This window comes from Gemmiger formicilis, from assembly GCF_900167555.1.
Taxonomy (GTDB): Bacteria; Bacillota; Clostridia; order Oscillospirales; family Ruminococcaceae; genus Gemmiger; species Gemmiger formicilis.
In genome coordinates this window covers 50,671-64,997 of the sequence record NZ_FUYF01000005.1, presented here as the reverse complement: position 1 = coordinate 64,997, position 14,327 = coordinate 50,671, and the positions used below count along the sequence as shown (strand labels likewise).

The 14,327-nt window shown below is 61.6% G+C and carries 13 protein-coding genes and 1 tRNA gene; 11 read left to right on the top strand and 3 right to left on the bottom strand.

Going from position 1 to position 14,327, the window contains the following annotated elements; all coding sequences use genetic code 11:
• Window positions 1-1,113 carry an LB_356 family protein gene (locus tag B5D32_RS06045; protein WP_078784183.1) on the top strand — a complete coding sequence of 371 codons (1,113 nt, stop codon included), beginning with the start codon at window positions 1-3 and terminating at the stop codon, window positions 1,111-1,113.
• A gap of 15 nt (window positions 1,114-1,128) precedes the next feature.
• Window positions 1,129-2,493 (top strand): MBOAT family O-acyltransferase, encoded by a 1,365-nt coding sequence (locus tag B5D32_RS06040; RefSeq protein ID WP_078784182.1) that lies wholly within the window; start codon window positions 1,129-1,131, stop codon window positions 2,491-2,493.
• A gap of 154 nt (window positions 2,494-2,647) precedes the next feature.
• Here the strand turns inward: B5D32_RS06040 and B5D32_RS06035 are convergent, their stop codons facing one another.
• Both B5D32_RS06035 and B5D32_RS06030 read right to left on the bottom strand, forming a co-directional pair.
• Complete coding sequence (locus B5D32_RS06035; RefSeq protein ID WP_078784181.1) at window positions 2,648-3,607, bottom strand: ATP-binding protein; 960 nt, start codon at window positions 3,605-3,607, stop codon at window positions 2,648-2,650.
• Between the two features lie 3 nt (window positions 3,608-3,610).
• On the bottom strand, window positions 3,611-4,516 hold the full coding sequence (locus tag B5D32_RS06030; RefSeq protein ID WP_078784180.1) for a DnaD domain-containing protein: 906 nt from the start codon (window positions 4,514-4,516) through the stop codon (window positions 3,611-3,613).
• A gap of 184 nt (window positions 4,517-4,700) precedes the next feature.
• Between B5D32_RS06030 and B5D32_RS06025 the strand changes: the two genes are divergently transcribed.
• Window positions 4,701-5,339, top strand: a complete 639-nt coding sequence (locus B5D32_RS06025; protein WP_078784179.1) for a type I phosphoribosyltransferase — start codon at window positions 4,701-4,703, stop codon at window positions 5,337-5,339.
• A gap of 115 nt (window positions 5,340-5,454) precedes the next feature.
• Window positions 5,455-6,552, top strand: a complete 1,098-nt coding sequence (locus B5D32_RS06020; RefSeq protein ID WP_078784178.1) for a hypothetical protein — start codon at window positions 5,455-5,457, stop codon at window positions 6,550-6,552.
• A gap of 95 nt (window positions 6,553-6,647) precedes the next feature.
• On the opposite strand, the gene B5D32_RS06015 is transcribed toward B5D32_RS06020, so the two are convergent.
• Window positions 6,648-6,722, bottom strand: a tRNA-Gly gene (locus B5D32_RS06015).
• Between the two features lie 190 nt (window positions 6,723-6,912).
• On the opposite strand from B5D32_RS06015, the gene rsmD reads away from it, so the two are divergent.
• The 7 genes from rsmD to B5D32_RS05980 all read left to right on the top strand — a co-directional run bounded on the left by rsmD (window position 6,913) and on the right by B5D32_RS05980 (window position 14,294).
• Window positions 6,913-7,461, top strand: a complete 549-nt coding sequence (gene rsmD, locus B5D32_RS06010; RefSeq protein ID WP_078784177.1) for a 16S rRNA (guanine(966)-N(2))-methyltransferase RsmD — start codon at window positions 6,913-6,915, stop codon at window positions 7,459-7,461.
• Entirely contained in the window at window positions 7,458-7,931 is a 474-nt protein-coding gene (locus tag B5D32_RS06005) for an ATPase (RefSeq protein WP_078784176.1), read from the top strand. Before rsmD ends, B5D32_RS06005 begins: the two co-directional genes overlap by 4 nt.
• A gap of 410 nt (window positions 7,932-8,341) precedes the next feature.
• The gene (gene mraZ, locus B5D32_RS06000; RefSeq protein ID WP_078784175.1) at window positions 8,342-8,758 is read left to right on the top strand and encodes a division/cell wall cluster transcriptional repressor MraZ; all 417 of its coding nucleotides are present in this window, start codon (window positions 8,342-8,344) and stop codon (window positions 8,756-8,758) included.
• A gap of 19 nt (window positions 8,759-8,777) precedes the next feature.
• Window positions 8,778-9,701: a 16S rRNA (cytosine(1402)-N(4))-methyltransferase RsmH gene (gene rsmH, locus B5D32_RS05995; RefSeq protein WP_078784174.1), complete on the top strand. Its 924-nt coding sequence runs from the start codon at window positions 8,778-8,780 to the stop codon at window positions 9,699-9,701.
• 12 nt (window positions 9,702-9,713) lie between these two features.
• Complete coding sequence (locus tag B5D32_RS05990) at window positions 9,714-10,193, top strand: hypothetical protein (protein ID WP_078784173.1); 480 nt, start codon at window positions 9,714-9,716, stop codon at window positions 10,191-10,193.
• Between the two features lie 170 nt (window positions 10,194-10,363).
• Entirely contained in the window at window positions 10,364-12,865 is a 2,502-nt protein-coding gene (locus B5D32_RS05985; protein WP_159446993.1) for a penicillin-binding transpeptidase domain-containing protein, read from the top strand.
• 64 nt (window positions 12,866-12,929) lie between these two features.
• Window positions 12,930-14,294: a UDP-N-acetylmuramoyl-tripeptide--D-alanyl-D-alanine ligase gene (locus tag B5D32_RS05980; protein ID WP_078784171.1), complete on the top strand. Its 1,365-nt coding sequence runs from the start codon at window positions 12,930-12,932 to the stop codon at window positions 14,292-14,294.
• Window positions 14,295-14,327 lie beyond the last annotated feature (33 nt).

The following is a 14,327-nucleotide window of genomic DNA, read 5'->3' as shown; positions in this document are numbered from 1 at the left end:
ATGAAACGAACCATCCTGCAAAAAGCGGCAGCCGCCGCACTGTTTATGCTGCTCACGGCGGCACTGCTGGCGGCTGCGAATTTTCTGCTGGTGGATGATGTACACTCCTACTCCCGCGTCATGCTGCAGGAGCTGTATGCCGACGCCGGAAACATAGATACGCTGTTTTTGGGCTCGTCCCACTGCTACCGCAGCGTTGACCCCGCGCAGGTGGACGCGGCGCTGGGCACCCACAGCTTCAACGCCGGGTCGTCCCAGCAGCTGCCGGACGGCTCCTATTATATGCTGAAAGAAGCTGCTGCGCAGAACCCGCTGAAAACCGTCTATCTCGAAATGTTCTACACCGGCTACAATGAGAGCGCGTCCGCCAACATCCCGCTGGCCTGCTATCTGCTGGCCGACCACATGGACTGGCGCTCACCCAACCGATACGCCTACCTGTCGGAGATGGGCGGTCTGGCGGCCTATGCCGACCTGCTGCTGCCCGCGCGCCATGGCATTGCGTCGCCGTCCTCCATGCCCGCCCTCTGGAAGGCCAAGCTGACTGACGGCTACACGCCGGACAGCTACGGCTATGTGACCTACCCGGACAGCGGTGAGGCGTACCGGGGCCGCGGCTTTGTCTATACCACCGGCATCCCGCAGGACGGCTTTGCCACGCTGCTGAACGTAGATGCCGACGCGCCGCTGTCGGATTTTGGCTGGGAATACCTCAACAAAATCACCGATTTCTGCGCGGAAAACGGCATCCGGCTTGTGCTGTTCACGGCCCCGCTGCCCAGCGGCTACCTGTACAACACCGAAAACTATCAGTCCTACGTCGATGCGCTGCGGAACTTCTGCGCCGCGCATGACGGGCTGGAATACTGGGATTTCTCGCTGTACAAGCTGCAAAGCGAGATCAATCTGAAAATCGAGGACTTCTCCGACGCGCACCACCTGAACGGCGCGGGGGCGGAAAAGTTCACCGCTATTCTCTGCAAGACGATCCAACGCCGTGCGGCGGGGGAGAGCATTGACGATCTTTTCTATCAGACGGTGGAGGAAAAGCTGACCCTCACCCCGGACGACTCTGTCCTGATGGCCTATTATGCAAAGCTGCAAGACGAATAAGAAGGAGGCTCTGCCATGATCGCCGTGACATCACCCGGCTTTGTGCTGTTTGCGGCGCTGCTGGCGGGGCTTTGGTATGCCTGCCCGCCGCCGCGCCGCTGGCAGCTGCTGCTGGGGGCAAACTTACTATTTTACGCGGTGCTCTGCCCGGCAGCACTGCCGGTGCTGCCGGGCAGCAGCTTTCTGGTCTGGTGGTGCGGGCGGCGCACCGCGAAAAAGCCCGTGTTCCTTGCTGGGCTTGCGGCGGCACTGCTGCCGCTGGCCCTGCTCAAGTATCTGCCCGCTGCGCTGGGCTGGCAGGGCACGCTGGCGAACGCTCTGGGCATCGGCTATTTTACGCTGCAGCTCGTCAGCTATCTGTGTGACGTGCGCCGGGGCAGGATTTTGCCTGAGGAAAAATACGCCCGCCTTTTGTGCTATGCGTCGTTCTTTCTCTCCATCACGCAGGGACCCTTCAACCGCTATGACGCCCTGATGCCGCAGCTGGACCGGCCCACTGTCTGGGATACGGACCGGGTCTGGCGCGGCGTACAGCGCAGCGCGTGGGGCTACTTTAAAAAGCTGGCCGTGGCGGACCGCGTCGCCGTCGTTGTGGATGCAGTCTTTGCCAACCCCGCCGCCTTTGACCGCACCCAGCTGCTGCTGGGCGGCGTGCTGTTCACCGTGCAACTCTACGCCGATTTCTCCGGCTACACCGACATTGTGCTGGGCGTCGGCGAGGTGCTGGGCCTGCACCTGCCGGAAAACTTCCGCCAGCCGTTCTTTGCCGACTCGGTCAAGGACATTTGGGCGCGGTGGCACATCAGCCTGTCGCAGTGGCTGCGGGATTACATCTATATTCCGCTGGGCGGCAGCCGGTGCAGCAAGGCGCGCAAGGACGGAAACCTGATCATAACCTTCCTCGTCAGCGGCCTGTGGCACGGCGCGGGGCTGACCTACCTCGTCTGGGGCGGCCTGCACGGCCTGTGCCAGGCGGCGGAAAACCACCTGCCGCCCCGCCGCCCGGGTAAGCTCCGCCATGCGCTGCGCGTGGCGGGCACATTCTGCATTCTGGCGGGTGCGTTCGTGATTTTCCGCGCCAGCAGCCTTGCCAACGCGGCAGAGCTTTTTAAGGGGATTCTCTGCAATGGCGGGCACGCCGTGTTCTCCAACTATTGGGAGCTTGGCCTGACGAGCCTGCAGGAGGAAATTCTGCTCTACGCGGGCATTGCGATTCTGCTGGCCGTGGACGCTGCCCATGAGCGCGGTGTCTCGCTGCGCACCAAAATCGCCGCCCTGCCCACGCCAGCTCGCTGGGCCGTCTATGAGGTCTGCATTTTTGTTTTCCTGTTCATGGGCCGCTTCCTCGGCGGCGGCAGCTTCCTGTATGCGAGGTACTGACAATTTTGCTGCCTGTAGGGGCCGGGCATGCCTGGCCCGCCCGTTACCCATACAGGGCAGCCTGCGGAAGGCCGCGGGCTGCCCCTGCAATATGATACAACAAACCCGGCGTGTGCCCATCGGCAGGCACACGCCGGGTCGTTTTTTTATGAAGTTATTTCAACCTCTGGTCCGTTCCAAAAAACTTGAACATCTTGCACCCGCCCAGCATACGGCTGGCGACCTTCTCGGTGTAGCGGGCCACAAAAACGCTCTGGTCGGTGATGTTCGTAGTGTAGATCGTGGGGCGGTGGGTCAGCATCCGGGTGTTGATCAGCTCATACAGCACGCTGATGGTCAGCGGCGTGATGTACTCGGTGCCCAGGTCGTCCAAAATCAGCAGGTCGGCCTCCTGACAGGCGGCCAGCCACTCGTCGTTGGTCGTGTAGTTGAAGTGCTCGCGCCCCAGCTGCGCGGCCAGCGCGGCGGCGCTTGTGTACAGTACGTCGTGGCCGCCCTCCAGCACGGCGTCGGCAATCGCCAGCGCCAGATGTGTCTTGCCCAGGCCGGTGTGGCCCATGAACAGCAGGTTCGGGCTGTTCTGGCTGAATTTGGCGGCGTAGCCGCGGCAGTAGTTCAGCAGCTTGCCCATGTACTCCCGCGGGGAGATGCCCAGCTCCGGCTCCACGGCGTCGCTGTAGCGCTCGACCTCAAAGCTGGCAAACTGGCACAGGCCCAGCGGGCTGGCGGCATTGATTTCGTCCCGGCGCAGACGGCGGGCGGCGTCTGCCACGCAGCGGCAGGGGACACCGCCGCGCATACCGGTATCCTCACACAGCGGGCAGCGGTAGGCGGGCTTGAAATCGTCCGCGCTGAACCCGGCCTCCCTGACCGCAGCGGCCAGCGCTTCCTCTGCGCGGGCCAGCGCGGCGCGGGCGGTATCCATATTTCCGCCAAGGGCTGCGGCCTTCGCAAGGCCCAGCCCCGCACGCAGGTGGGCGCTGTCCGCCTCGGCCAGCGCCGGGTGAGCGGCGTAGGCGGCGCGGCGGGCAGTCTCGGCCTGCATTACGGCCTGTTGGCGGTAGGCTGCCACCTCGCGCTGCGCTGCGCGGAACAGTTCGTCTTTTGTGCGCATAGGTTACCCCTCCTCGTCAAACATGGCCGCCCAGTTGCGGTTGAACAGGTCCTTCTGGGCGCTGGCGGCGGGCGGCTGGGCGTTGGGCCGCTCGGTCATCACGATGTTGCTGCCCTCCAACTGGCCCTGACGGCGCGCAGCGTCGATCGTCGTGATGCCCTGGGCACGCCAGGCCCGCAGAATGCCGTCCACGTACCGCACGGTGTTTTTACCGTTGGCACGCAGCAGTGCCTCGTCGATCATCTCGCGCCCGATGCCCATTTCCTCGTGCCAGCGGGCAATCGTGCGGCGCTCCCAGTTCGTCAGTGCACGCGGCTCAATGCCAAACTGTGCGGCGGCATCCTGGCACCAGGCCTCGCGCTGCTTGGCGCGCTGCAGCCAGCGCTCGGCGTCCTCGCCGGTCTCAACGCCGTCCTCCCGCCAGCGGGCCAGCAGGTGGGTCACGGCGGCGATGGTGCGCCGCCCCAGACGGGTGACCTCGGCGCAGCAGAGCAGAATGACATCGGGCTGCCAGCCGTCGTTTAAGTACAGCCCCACAAGCCGCTGCATCTCGCTGCGGCTCAGCGTTTTACCGAAGATGCTTTGCGCCTCCTGGCACAGAACGGCAACATAGGGGTCGTTGGCCACGCTGGCCAGATCGACCCGCGCGGGCTCGGCTGCCGGGGCAGGGGCGGCCCCGCGCTCACTGACCAGCAGCCCGGCACCGGCCCAGTATTGCAGGGTGCGCTTGGCAGCCTCGATGCTGGGCAGTGCCAGTGCGCGGGCCATCGTGCGCGGATCGGTGTCGTGGGTCTGCAAAATGTAGAGTGCGGCCCGGATCGTATCGCCGTCGGTCTGGGTCAGATGGGTCAGGACCAGCTGCGGCACAGCCAGCGTGTCGCCGTTGCTTGCCGCCAATTTGTAGCCCATATCCGCAAACCTCCCCACTATAAATTGTTGGCTTATTATACCACAAAAGTGCCATTTGGTCAATCTCGAAGAAAAACTGCCCAAAAATCAGCGCCGGATTTTGGGCAATGCGTTCCTTGTATTTTGATGCACAAATTTGTACAATAGTACCATAAACAGTTAAAGCATTAAGGGGGAGACCACCATGGCGATGAATCTTGTAAAACTGCCCACCGGCAAATCGAATTTGCAGCTGCGCGTCAGCAAGGGGCACTATGCCACCAGCCACAGCCATATCAACTACTACATTGATGTCACCCTGACAAAGTTCCGCCTGTCGGAGGCACGCGCTGCCGCCGCCGAGCTGGTGCGAGAGTACAAGTCGACGACCATTGTGGACACGATCCTCTGCCTGGACGGCACCGAGGTCATCGGCGCCTGCATGGCCAGTGAGCTGACAAAGGCCGGCTATACGAATATGAACGCCCACCAGACAATTTACGTCGTCACGCCGGAGCACACCACCGGCAGCCAGCTGCTTTTCCGCGAAAACACCGCCCCGATGATCGCCGGTAAGCATGTACTGGTGCTGGCGGCGTCTGTCACCACCGGCTTCACCGTGCAGGGCGCTGTCGAGGCCATCCGCTACTATGGCGGCGATCCCGTCGGCATCGCGTCGATCTTTGCGTCGGTCAAGGAGTGCGCAGGCTACCCCGTGGCCAGCATCTTTGACACCCACGACCTTCCCGACTACGAAACCTACGACTCCCACAGCTGCCCGTGGTGCAGGCAGGGCAAGAAAATTGATGCGCTTGTCAACAGCTTCGGCTACTCGAGCCTGTAAATTTTCTGACGATTTTGCCCCCTCGAAAGAGGGGGCTTTTTGTCGTTTTGCGGTCTTGACGCTCCGCGCAGGGTCTTTTATAATGGGAAGGCTGATTTTTTTAGGAGGAATTGGTTTGAATACTGAGAATTTGAATGGGATCCTTGCACAATACGTTCAGCACTGCAAAGCCCGCGCGGCAGCCGATGAGGGAACGGTCTGGCGCGCGGTAGACTGCTTTGGCGTGAACTGGGACATCGAGGACAGCGACTTTCCAGCCATGTTTGCCGATGCCATGCAGCAGGCCCAGCCGACGCTGGACAACCCGGCCCTGCAGCCCATCGGCGGCCTGCAGAACCTGATGCTGCGCGACAGCGAGGTCGAACTCGTCCGCGAGTGCTTCCGCTGGCTGTACAATGAGGACGGCGGTGATATTTCCAAGCGCCGGGGCCGCGCCGAACTGTTCGCTGACCAGATCAACGGGCGGTTCCGCCGCGTGTTCCCGCGCATGAGCAAGTATACGATGAACACGGCCAACGCGGTGTTCTTCCTGAACCTGTGGGAGCCGCACGCGAACTACTTCTATCAGGCCAGCGAGGCGAAGGCGTGGGCAGATTACTTTGGGTATGAGGCAGACTTTGGCGGCGGCACGGCGCTGGACCTGCCGCGTTACTACACGATGTGCAACGACCTGCTGCACGCGCTGGAGAACTACCCGGAGATCATCGCCCTGCACAAGGCCTACGCGGAGCAGGAGCTGGGCGGCATCGACGACGCGCTGCACCTGCTTGTGTACGACATCCTGCACACGGCCTACGCCGAGCAGTTCTACCCGAAGGGCTACACCCGCGGCTCGACGAGCAGGGAGCGCGCAAAGGCTGTGAAGGAGAAGGCGGACCGCGCCGAGCTTTGCATCCGCATCGGCGAATGTGAGCAGGAGCTGCAGGAGCTGCTGGCGAACCCTGCTGCGCTGCCCGACCTGACCGGCTGTAAAATCAACCATAAAATGTTCGGCGCAGGCACGGTCCGGCCCGCCGAGGGCCAGTTCATGGTCATCGACTTCAACGGCACGCTGAAGAAGTTCAGCTACACAGCCTCTATGAACAGCGGCTATCTCTCCGCCGAGGACCCCAACGTCGAAGCCCGCCTGCAGGCCTACCAGGACTACAACAAGGACAAGGACCGCCTGGAGAAGGAACTGAAGAACCTGAAGGCAGAATTGGTGAAGCTGTAATCGGAAACCGGCCCAGCGGGCGAAGGCTGTTCGCCCCGGCTGCGTTCTGCAATAAAAAAATCCCTGCGTCTGAATGTGACACAGGGATTTTTTATTGGAGCGGCTGATGGGAGTCGAACCCACGTCCTCAGCTTGGAAGGCTGATGTACTAGCCGTTGTACGACAGCCGCGTAACAACAGTATCTATTATACCCATCTGCGGGGGTGTTTGTCAAGCCCACCGGGCCGTGTTTTCCTGCCTCTGTTACCCTTTTGCCATTTTATTTTACATTTTGCACCCTTGACAATCCTACGCCAAAGCACCATAATAAATACTGAATCTGTATAAACGAAATTTTGAGAGGAAAGAGGTGCGGCACCATGCGCGTGATTGCCGGAACAGCTCGCGGCAAAAATCTGCAGGCCCTGCCGGGCGAGGACATTACCCGCCCGACCATCAACCGTGTGAAGGAGGCCATGTTCTCCAGCGTGCAGTTCCTGGTGCCGGGGGCACGGGTGCTGGACCTGTTCGCAGGCAGCGGTCAGCTGGGCATCGAGGCTCTGTCCCGCGGTGCCAAAAGCTGCCTCTTTGTGGACCGCTCCACCGAGGCACTCGCCGTTGTGAGGGCCAACTGCAAAACGGCAGGGGTGGACCGCCAGAGTGATATACGCCAGGGCGAGGCCGAGAGCTTTCTCGCCAACATCCGCGGGCCGTTTGACTTGGCTCTGCTGGATCCGCCGTTCCACCATGATACCGTGGCTGCCGTGCTGCCGCTGCTGGCCGCTAAGATGGCCCCCGGCGGGGTCGTGCTCTGCGAGACCGAGCGCGAGGCCGACCTGCCCGAGCAGGCGGGCGCTCTGACGCTGGTGAAGCAGTACAACTACGGCAAGATCAAGGTCAGCCGCTATGAGAGAGGGGAAGAGGTATGAACGTTGAAGAACTGTTGGAGATGATGGAAGAAACGCTGGAGGCCGGGACGATAGTTCCGTTCTCCGCTTCCAAGCGCATGGTCGATGTGGACCGTATGCGCGATATTATCGATGAGGTGCGCAACAATCTGCCCGACGAGATCCGCGAGAGCAAAAAAATCGTGAATGACCGCGAGCAAATCATGCAGAACGCCCGCATTGAGTCCGAAAACATCATTCAGCAGGCAGAGGAGCGCGCCCGCGTCCTGACCAGCGAGCAGGAGATCGTCAAGCGCAGTCAGCAGCACGCGGCGGAGATCCTGTCCGCTGCCCAGAAGAGCGCCAAGGAACTGACCCGCAAGGCGACCCTGTACTGCGAGACGATCCTGAAGAACTCCGAGGAGGTGCTGGGCCGAAGCATGGCGGACATCAAGAACACCCGTATGAATCTGCGCAGCGCCGCCCGCCCCAAGAATAATATGCCCAAGTAAAAAAATGCAGAGGTGTTGTTATTCACGGCACATTTCTGCCCATGGCAACACAATATGAAAAAACAACGCCGCACCGTGCAATATGGTGCGGCGCATTTCTTTGCCCGGGGGCAGGAATTTTGCCGCGTGCGCATTTGCTGCAAACTGCTGACCTGTATCCCGATCCCTTTGTACAAACTGTGAAAAATCAATTCATGGCGCAGTTTTTCCCCGCCTGCCCTTGCTTTTTGCTGAATAAAATGGTACTATTATTTTACCACAGGTGGGTAATTGTGGTGTGAATAACAACAAAAGTGGGGAAGAATGGGTAGTTTTCCACGTTCTCCACAGAGTTATTAACAAACTGAACGCAGCGACGTAAAAAATCTTGCCGAAGATTTGTGCAGTATGACGAAGGGAGGGAAAGCCGGATGCTCGTCGGTCAGTATGATTACGCAATCGACGCAAAAGGACGTCTGAACTTTCCCGCCCGCTTCCGGGACGCGATGGGGGAGACCTTCATCGTGACCCGGTGGCTGGATCACTGCCTGGCCGCCTTCCCGGCGGAGGAGTTCGAAAAGGTCGCCGCCAAAATTGAGGAAAAGGGCCTCGTCAAGGGCCGCAAGGTCAGCCGTATGCTCTACGCCTCCGCCGTCGAGGTCACCCCGGACAAGCAGGGCCGCATTCAGCTGCCCGCCAAGCTGCGGGAGTACGCGGGCCTCGACCACGATGTGACCATCATCGGCAGCCGCAGCTTTGCCGAGATCTGGAACACCGAGGCGTGGAACGCCAACCAGGAAACGAGCGATGAGGACTTCACCGCTGCGATGGAAGACCTTGATTTTTAACAAAACAGGACGATAACACATGGAATTTTCACATATCCCCGTACTGCTGCAGCCCTGTCTGGACGGGCTGAACATCGACCCTGCCGGTATCTATCTGGATGGCACCGCCGGCGGCGCCGGTCACAGCAGAGAAATCGCCAAACGCCTGACCACAGGACGTCTGATCTCGCTCGATCAGGACCCGGATGCGGTGGCAGTCGCCACCGAAAGGCTCAAGGGTCTGCCGGCGCAGGTGGTGCAGGTCAATTTCCGTGAGGCCGCCCGGGTCCTTGCGGAGCTTGGCATCCCGGCGGTCAATGGGGCCCTGCTCGATCTCGGCGTGTCCAGCCACCAGCTGGACGACGCGGCCCGCGGCTTCTCTTACCATGCCGACGCGCCGCTCGATATGCGCATGAGCCAGCAGGGCCCCACCGCCGCGGATCTGGTCAACACGCTGGATCGTGAGGAGCTGACCCGCATCCTGCGTGACTACGGTGAGGAGCCGTATGCCTGGCAGATCGCGGGCAAAATTGTCGCCGCGCGGGCGGAGCAGCCCATCCTGACTACGCTGCAGCTGGCCGAGATCGTCGCCGCCGCCGTGCCCCCGGCAGAGCGCCGCAAGGCGAAGAATCCGGCGCGCCGCACCTTCCAGGCCATCCGCATTGCGGTCAACTCCGAGCTGGACGCCCTGAACGAGGGGCTCGACGCCATCTTTGACTGTCTGGCCCCGGGCGGGCGGCTCTGCGTCATCACCTTCCACAGCCTGGAGGATCGGCTCGTCAAGAACAAGTTCCGCCGCTGGGCACAGCGCTGCACCTGCCCGCCGGAGCAGCCCATCTGCACCTGCGGAGGTGTGGCCAAGGCCAAGCTGATTACCCGCAAGCCCATTGAGGCTGACGCCGCGGAGCTGGAGACCAACCGTCGCAGCCGCAGCGCCAAATTGAGAGTGTTGGAGAAAGCATAATAGGCATTATTCATGACAACTGTTTTGCTGCACGAGGGCTCGGCAGCACCGAAACTGGAGCCCCCGCCGCGCCCGCAGGTGCGTGCGGTGCGCGGCGGCAACCACGGCCTGAACCGCGTCCGCCATGTGATGCGGACTGCCGTGATCGTGCTGATCCTTGCCGTGTTTGGCGGGCTGGCAATCAGCAGCCTGATGAGCGGTGCAACGCTGATGGAACTGAACGCGCAGGTCGATGAGGTCAGCGTCCAGCTGGCCGAGGCCCAGAGCGAATACGACTACCTGAACACCCGGATGAACGACATCACGAGCCGCGCCAGTCTGCAGCAGGTGGCCGAGGGTGAGCTGGGACTGGTCAAGGCCGATCCCAGCCAGATCACCTACGTCCAGCTGGAGGACCAGAGCATCATTGAGCGGAACACCGGCGCCGCGGGCCGCCTGTTGGATGAGGTGCGCACGGCAGCGCTGAGCCTGCTGGACAGCCTGAATCCGTAAAACAACCAGAAATATGCAGCTACGAGCCTTTTTGCTGCACGGCCTTGCTGCCGTCGGCAAAAAGGCTTTTGAAATAACAAGGTGTATCCATGACAGAGCAACGACCCAACCATTCCCCCCGGCATCGTCCCCGGGCAAGCAAGCGCATAAAATACTGGACGCTGTTTTGCATGATAGCATTTATCCTCGCCTGCTACGGCGTGCTGGTCTACCAGCTGTATGTGTGGCAGGTGCGTGATGCCGAGAGCTACCGCGCCGAGGCTGTGACCCAGCAGCTGAAGGACACAACGCTGCCCGCTGTGCGCGGCTCAATCTACAGCGCCAACGGCAAGCTGCTGGCCAAGAGCAGCACGGTATGGAACATCGTGGCCGACCCGTCCTCCATTTTAGAGAGCGGGGCGACGGAGGACCAGATCCGCACAGCGGCAGAGCACATTGCCGAGCTGCTGGACGACGGCACAACGGCGGATACTGTGTACAAGGCGCTGACGGCGTCCAACAAGGATACCGGTGAGCCGTACCAGTACCGTGTGGTGAAAAAGAGTGTCGAAAAGCCCGTGGCGGATGCTATCCTGGCCTATGCAGACAGCTACCGCCTCAAGGACGGCGCTGCGGTGGACACGAGCCTGCAGACCGAGGAAAAGGAGGATAAGGAGGACAAGAAGGACGGCGAGTCCAAAACCAGCAAGGCAACCCGTATCCTCTACCTGACCAGCGAACAGGCAGCCTCCCGCACTTACCCCTATGGGGAGTTCCTGGCCTCGGTGCTGGGCTTCTGCAATGAGGACGGCTCGGGTGCCTACGGACTGGAAAAATATTACGACGAGACGCTGGCCGGTACGCCGGGCCGCAGCGTGGCCGAAACGGACGCCTACGGTGACCCGCTGGCCAGCGGTCAGGCCGACGTGCATGAAGCCATCGACGGCAGCAACCTGAACCTGACCATCGACGAGAACGTACAGTCCATCGTCGAGGAGTACCTGACCGAGGCGATGAGCACCTTTACGGTCCATGGCCGCGGGAGCGCCATTGTCATGAATGTCAAGACCGGCGCGATCCTGGCGATGGCGTCCCTTGAGCAGTTTGACCCCAACGACCCCAAGACGATCACCGACCCCAAAATGAACGAGATCCTGGCCAAAACAGAGATCGACGCGGAGGACATTGACTGGCTGGAAAGCCGTCTGGGCGAGAAGGCCGTCAAGGACATCATTGCAGACGGAATCATCAGCCATGAAAAGACGACGAACGAGAAGGGCGAGGAGGTCTCCAGCGAGGCTACCCAGCTGCAGGGTATGATGCGCGAGGCCCAGTGGAAGAATAAGAACATTACCGAGCTGTATATGCCCGGCTCGGTGTTCAAGCTCATCACGGCCTCGGCAGGGCTGGACTCCGGTGTTATGAGTGCGGAGCAGACCTTCTACTGCAACGGAAGCCTGACCGTCAACGAGGGCAGCGAGCTGTGGGAGCACACCTACCGCTGTGCCAACGGCGAGGTCCACGGCCTGCTGGATATGGCAGGTGCGCTGAACCACAGCTGCAACCTCTGGTTCATTCAGGCGGCAGAGACGCTCAAGCCGCAGATCTTCTACGACTATATCCAGGCGTTCGGCTTTACCCAGCCCACCGGCATCGACCTGCCCAACGAGACCCGCTGGACCAGCGTCTACAACGCCGAGCAGATGGCAGAGGTCGATACAAACCTGTACACGGCGGCCTTCGGCCAGAACGAGTCCATCACCCCGATGCAGATGGCTACCGCCGTAGCGGCCATTGCCAACGGCGGCTACCTTGTTACGCCCTATGTCGTGGATTCCATCTCTGACAAGGACGGCAACATTATCTCCCAGACCGAGACGAACATCCGCCGCCAGGTCATCTCCGAAGAAGTCAGTCGGCAGCTGCTGTCCATGATGGAAAACAACGTCTACGGGGCAGGGGACTACCACTCCTGCGCCAACGCCTACGTGGCGGGCTACCGCATCGGCGGCAAGTCCGGTACGGCAGAGCGCACGGACCGCCATCTGCGCGGCGACGGCGACTATTATAAAATGATGAGCTTTGCCGCTGTGCTGCCCATCGACGATCCCGAGATCGAGGTTTTCGTCCTGCTGGATGACCCGCGCTGGGTCAAGGACTATGCCAGCCAGGTCGTGGCCCCCGTCGTTGGCAACATCATCAGCGAGATCGCGCCCTATCTGGGCATCGAGCAGGACGCTGACTACAACCCCACCGGCACTGTGACCGTGCAGACCTGCCTGGACTACACCTGGACGAACGCGCAGGTCACGCTGAACCGCCTGGGCCTCAAGCATAAGCTGATCGGCCCCAGCAGCGGCAATATCGTCTACCAGTACCCCGTCGGCGGCAGCGTGGTGCCCGCGGGCTCCACCATTTACCTGTACACGGCTACCGACCAGAACTCGATGACCACAACGCCCGACGTCGTCGGCAAGACCGGCACCTTTGCCGAGCAGATGCTCAAGGCCGCCAACCTGAACGTGCAGTTCGCCGGCGACAGCAGCGGCAAGGTCGTGGCGCAGGACGTCGAGGCCGGAACCTCCGCTGCCTACGGCACGATCATAACGCTGACGATGGACAGCGGAGAGGATACCACCAATGACGCCCCGACGGTGACCGAGGAGATCGACCCGGCAAACGAGGAGGGGTAAGCATCCCCGCAGGGGCACCCGGGCTTTTGCAAAACGCTGCATTTCTGTATAGGAGGTCTTTTTCATGCAAACCATTCCTGCCAATCAACTGCTGGCCGGACTGACGCTGGCCGAGCCGGTCACCATCCGCGCCGTTGTGACCGACAGCCGCAAGGTCGAGCCGGGCTGCGTTTTTGTCTGCTTCCCCGGCGAGCGTGTTGACGGCCATGACTACGCCGCCGGTGCCTACCGGAGCGGCGCAGAATATATCGTTGCCAACCATCCCGTCGAGGGCGTGCCTGCGGACCGCACGGTCATTGTGCCGGACAGCGGCAAGGCCATGATCCGCATGGCGTCCAACTACCGGATGCTGTTCAACCCCAGAATGATCGGCGTCACGGGCAGTGTCGGCAAGACGACGACGAAGGAGTTCTGCTACGCGGTGCTCTCCGCCTTCGGCAAGACCCTCAAGACCGAGGGCAACCAGAACAATGACATCGGTGTGCCCAACACGCTGTTCCGCCTGACCAACGACACCGAGTACGCCGTTGTCGAGATGGGCATGGACCACGCGGGCGAGATCGAGCGTCTGACCCGCTGTGCCCGGCCCAGCGCGGGCATCATCACGATGATCGGTGTCTCACATCTGGAAAATCTCGGCACGCGCGAGAATATACTGAAGGCAAAGCTGGAGATCTGCACCGGCCTGCCCGACGGCGCACCGCTGGCCCTGAACGCGGACAACGACCTGCTGCCCACGGCAAGCATCCCCAGCCGCCTGCGGCCGGTCTGGTTCGGCATTGACGCCGCGAATGCCGATGTCCGCGCGGTGGATGTCGTCACCGGCGCAAACGGCACGACCTTCAAAATCATCGATACGCAGTATGGTACGTTCGATGCCGCCATCCCGACAGCGGGCATCCACACGGTCTACGACGCGCTGGCCGCCTACGCCGCCGCGACCCGCCTGGGTCTGGACGCTGCCCGCTGCGCTGCTGCGCTGGCGACCTACCGGACGACGGGCATGCGCCAGCATATTGTGGAAAAGGGCGGCATCACCTTCATTGAGGACTGCTACAACGCCAGCCCCGACAGCATGAAGGCTGCGCTCTCTGTCCTCAAGGCACTGCCCAATGCCCGGAAGATCGCGCTGCTCGGCGATATGCTTGAGCTGGGCGGTGCGAGCGAGGAGGGGCACCGCCATACCGGCGAGTGGGCTGCTGACGCGGGCGTTGATGCACTCATCGCCTACGGCCCGCGCAGCGCCGCCATGGCCGAGGCCGCAAAAGCGCGCGGGGTTGCAGCGGTGCATTGCCAAACGGCGGAAGAAGTGCTACAATATGTACGGCAATTCGTGCGCCCCGGTGACGCTGTGCTGGTCAAGGCCAGCCACAGCATGGGCCTGGAGCAGCTGCTGCAGGAATACTATAAGGAATTGCCGCAGGGGTAAGCACCCCAACACACGTTTGGAGGAATCAACGGC

Bases quoted from the DNA above. Each gene is read 5' to 3' on its own strand.
- rsmH (WP_078784174.1), top strand. From the start codon at position 8,778: ATGGAATTTTCACATATCCCCGTACTGCTGCAGCCCTGTCTGGACGGG.
- B5D32_RS06040 (WP_078784182.1), top strand. From the start codon at position 1,129: ATGATCGCCGTGACATCACCCGGCTTTGTGCTGTTTGCGGCGCTGCTG.
- B5D32_RS05990 (WP_078784173.1), top strand. From the start codon at position 9,714: ATGACAACTGTTTTGCTGCACGAGGGCTCGGCAGCACCGAAACTGGAG.
- B5D32_RS06045 (WP_078784183.1), top strand. From the start codon at position 1: ATGAAACGAACCATCCTGCAAAAAGCGGCAGCCGCCGCACTGTTTATG.
- B5D32_RS06030 (WP_078784180.1), bottom strand. From the start codon at position 4,516: ATGGGCTACAAATTGGCGGCAAGCAACGGCGACACGCTGGCTGTGCCG.
- B5D32_RS05980 (WP_078784171.1), top strand. From the start codon at position 12,930: ATGCAAACCATTCCTGCCAATCAACTGCTGGCCGGACTGACGCTGGCC.
- B5D32_RS06005 (WP_078784176.1), top strand. From the start codon at position 7,458: ATGAACGTTGAAGAACTGTTGGAGATGATGGAAGAAACGCTGGAGGCC.
- rsmD (WP_078784177.1), top strand. From the start codon at position 6,913: ATGCGCGTGATTGCCGGAACAGCTCGCGGCAAAAATCTGCAGGCCCTG.
- B5D32_RS06025 (WP_078784179.1), top strand. From the start codon at position 4,701: ATGGCGATGAATCTTGTAAAACTGCCCACCGGCAAATCGAATTTGCAG.
- mraZ (WP_078784175.1), top strand. From the start codon at position 8,342: ATGCTCGTCGGTCAGTATGATTACGCAATCGACGCAAAAGGACGTCTG.
- B5D32_RS05985 (WP_159446993.1), top strand. From the start codon at position 10,364: ATGATAGCATTTATCCTCGCCTGCTACGGCGTGCTGGTCTACCAGCTG.
- B5D32_RS06035 (WP_078784181.1), bottom strand. From the start codon at position 3,607: ATGCGCACAAAAGACGAACTGTTCCGCGCAGCGCAGCGCGAGGTGGCA.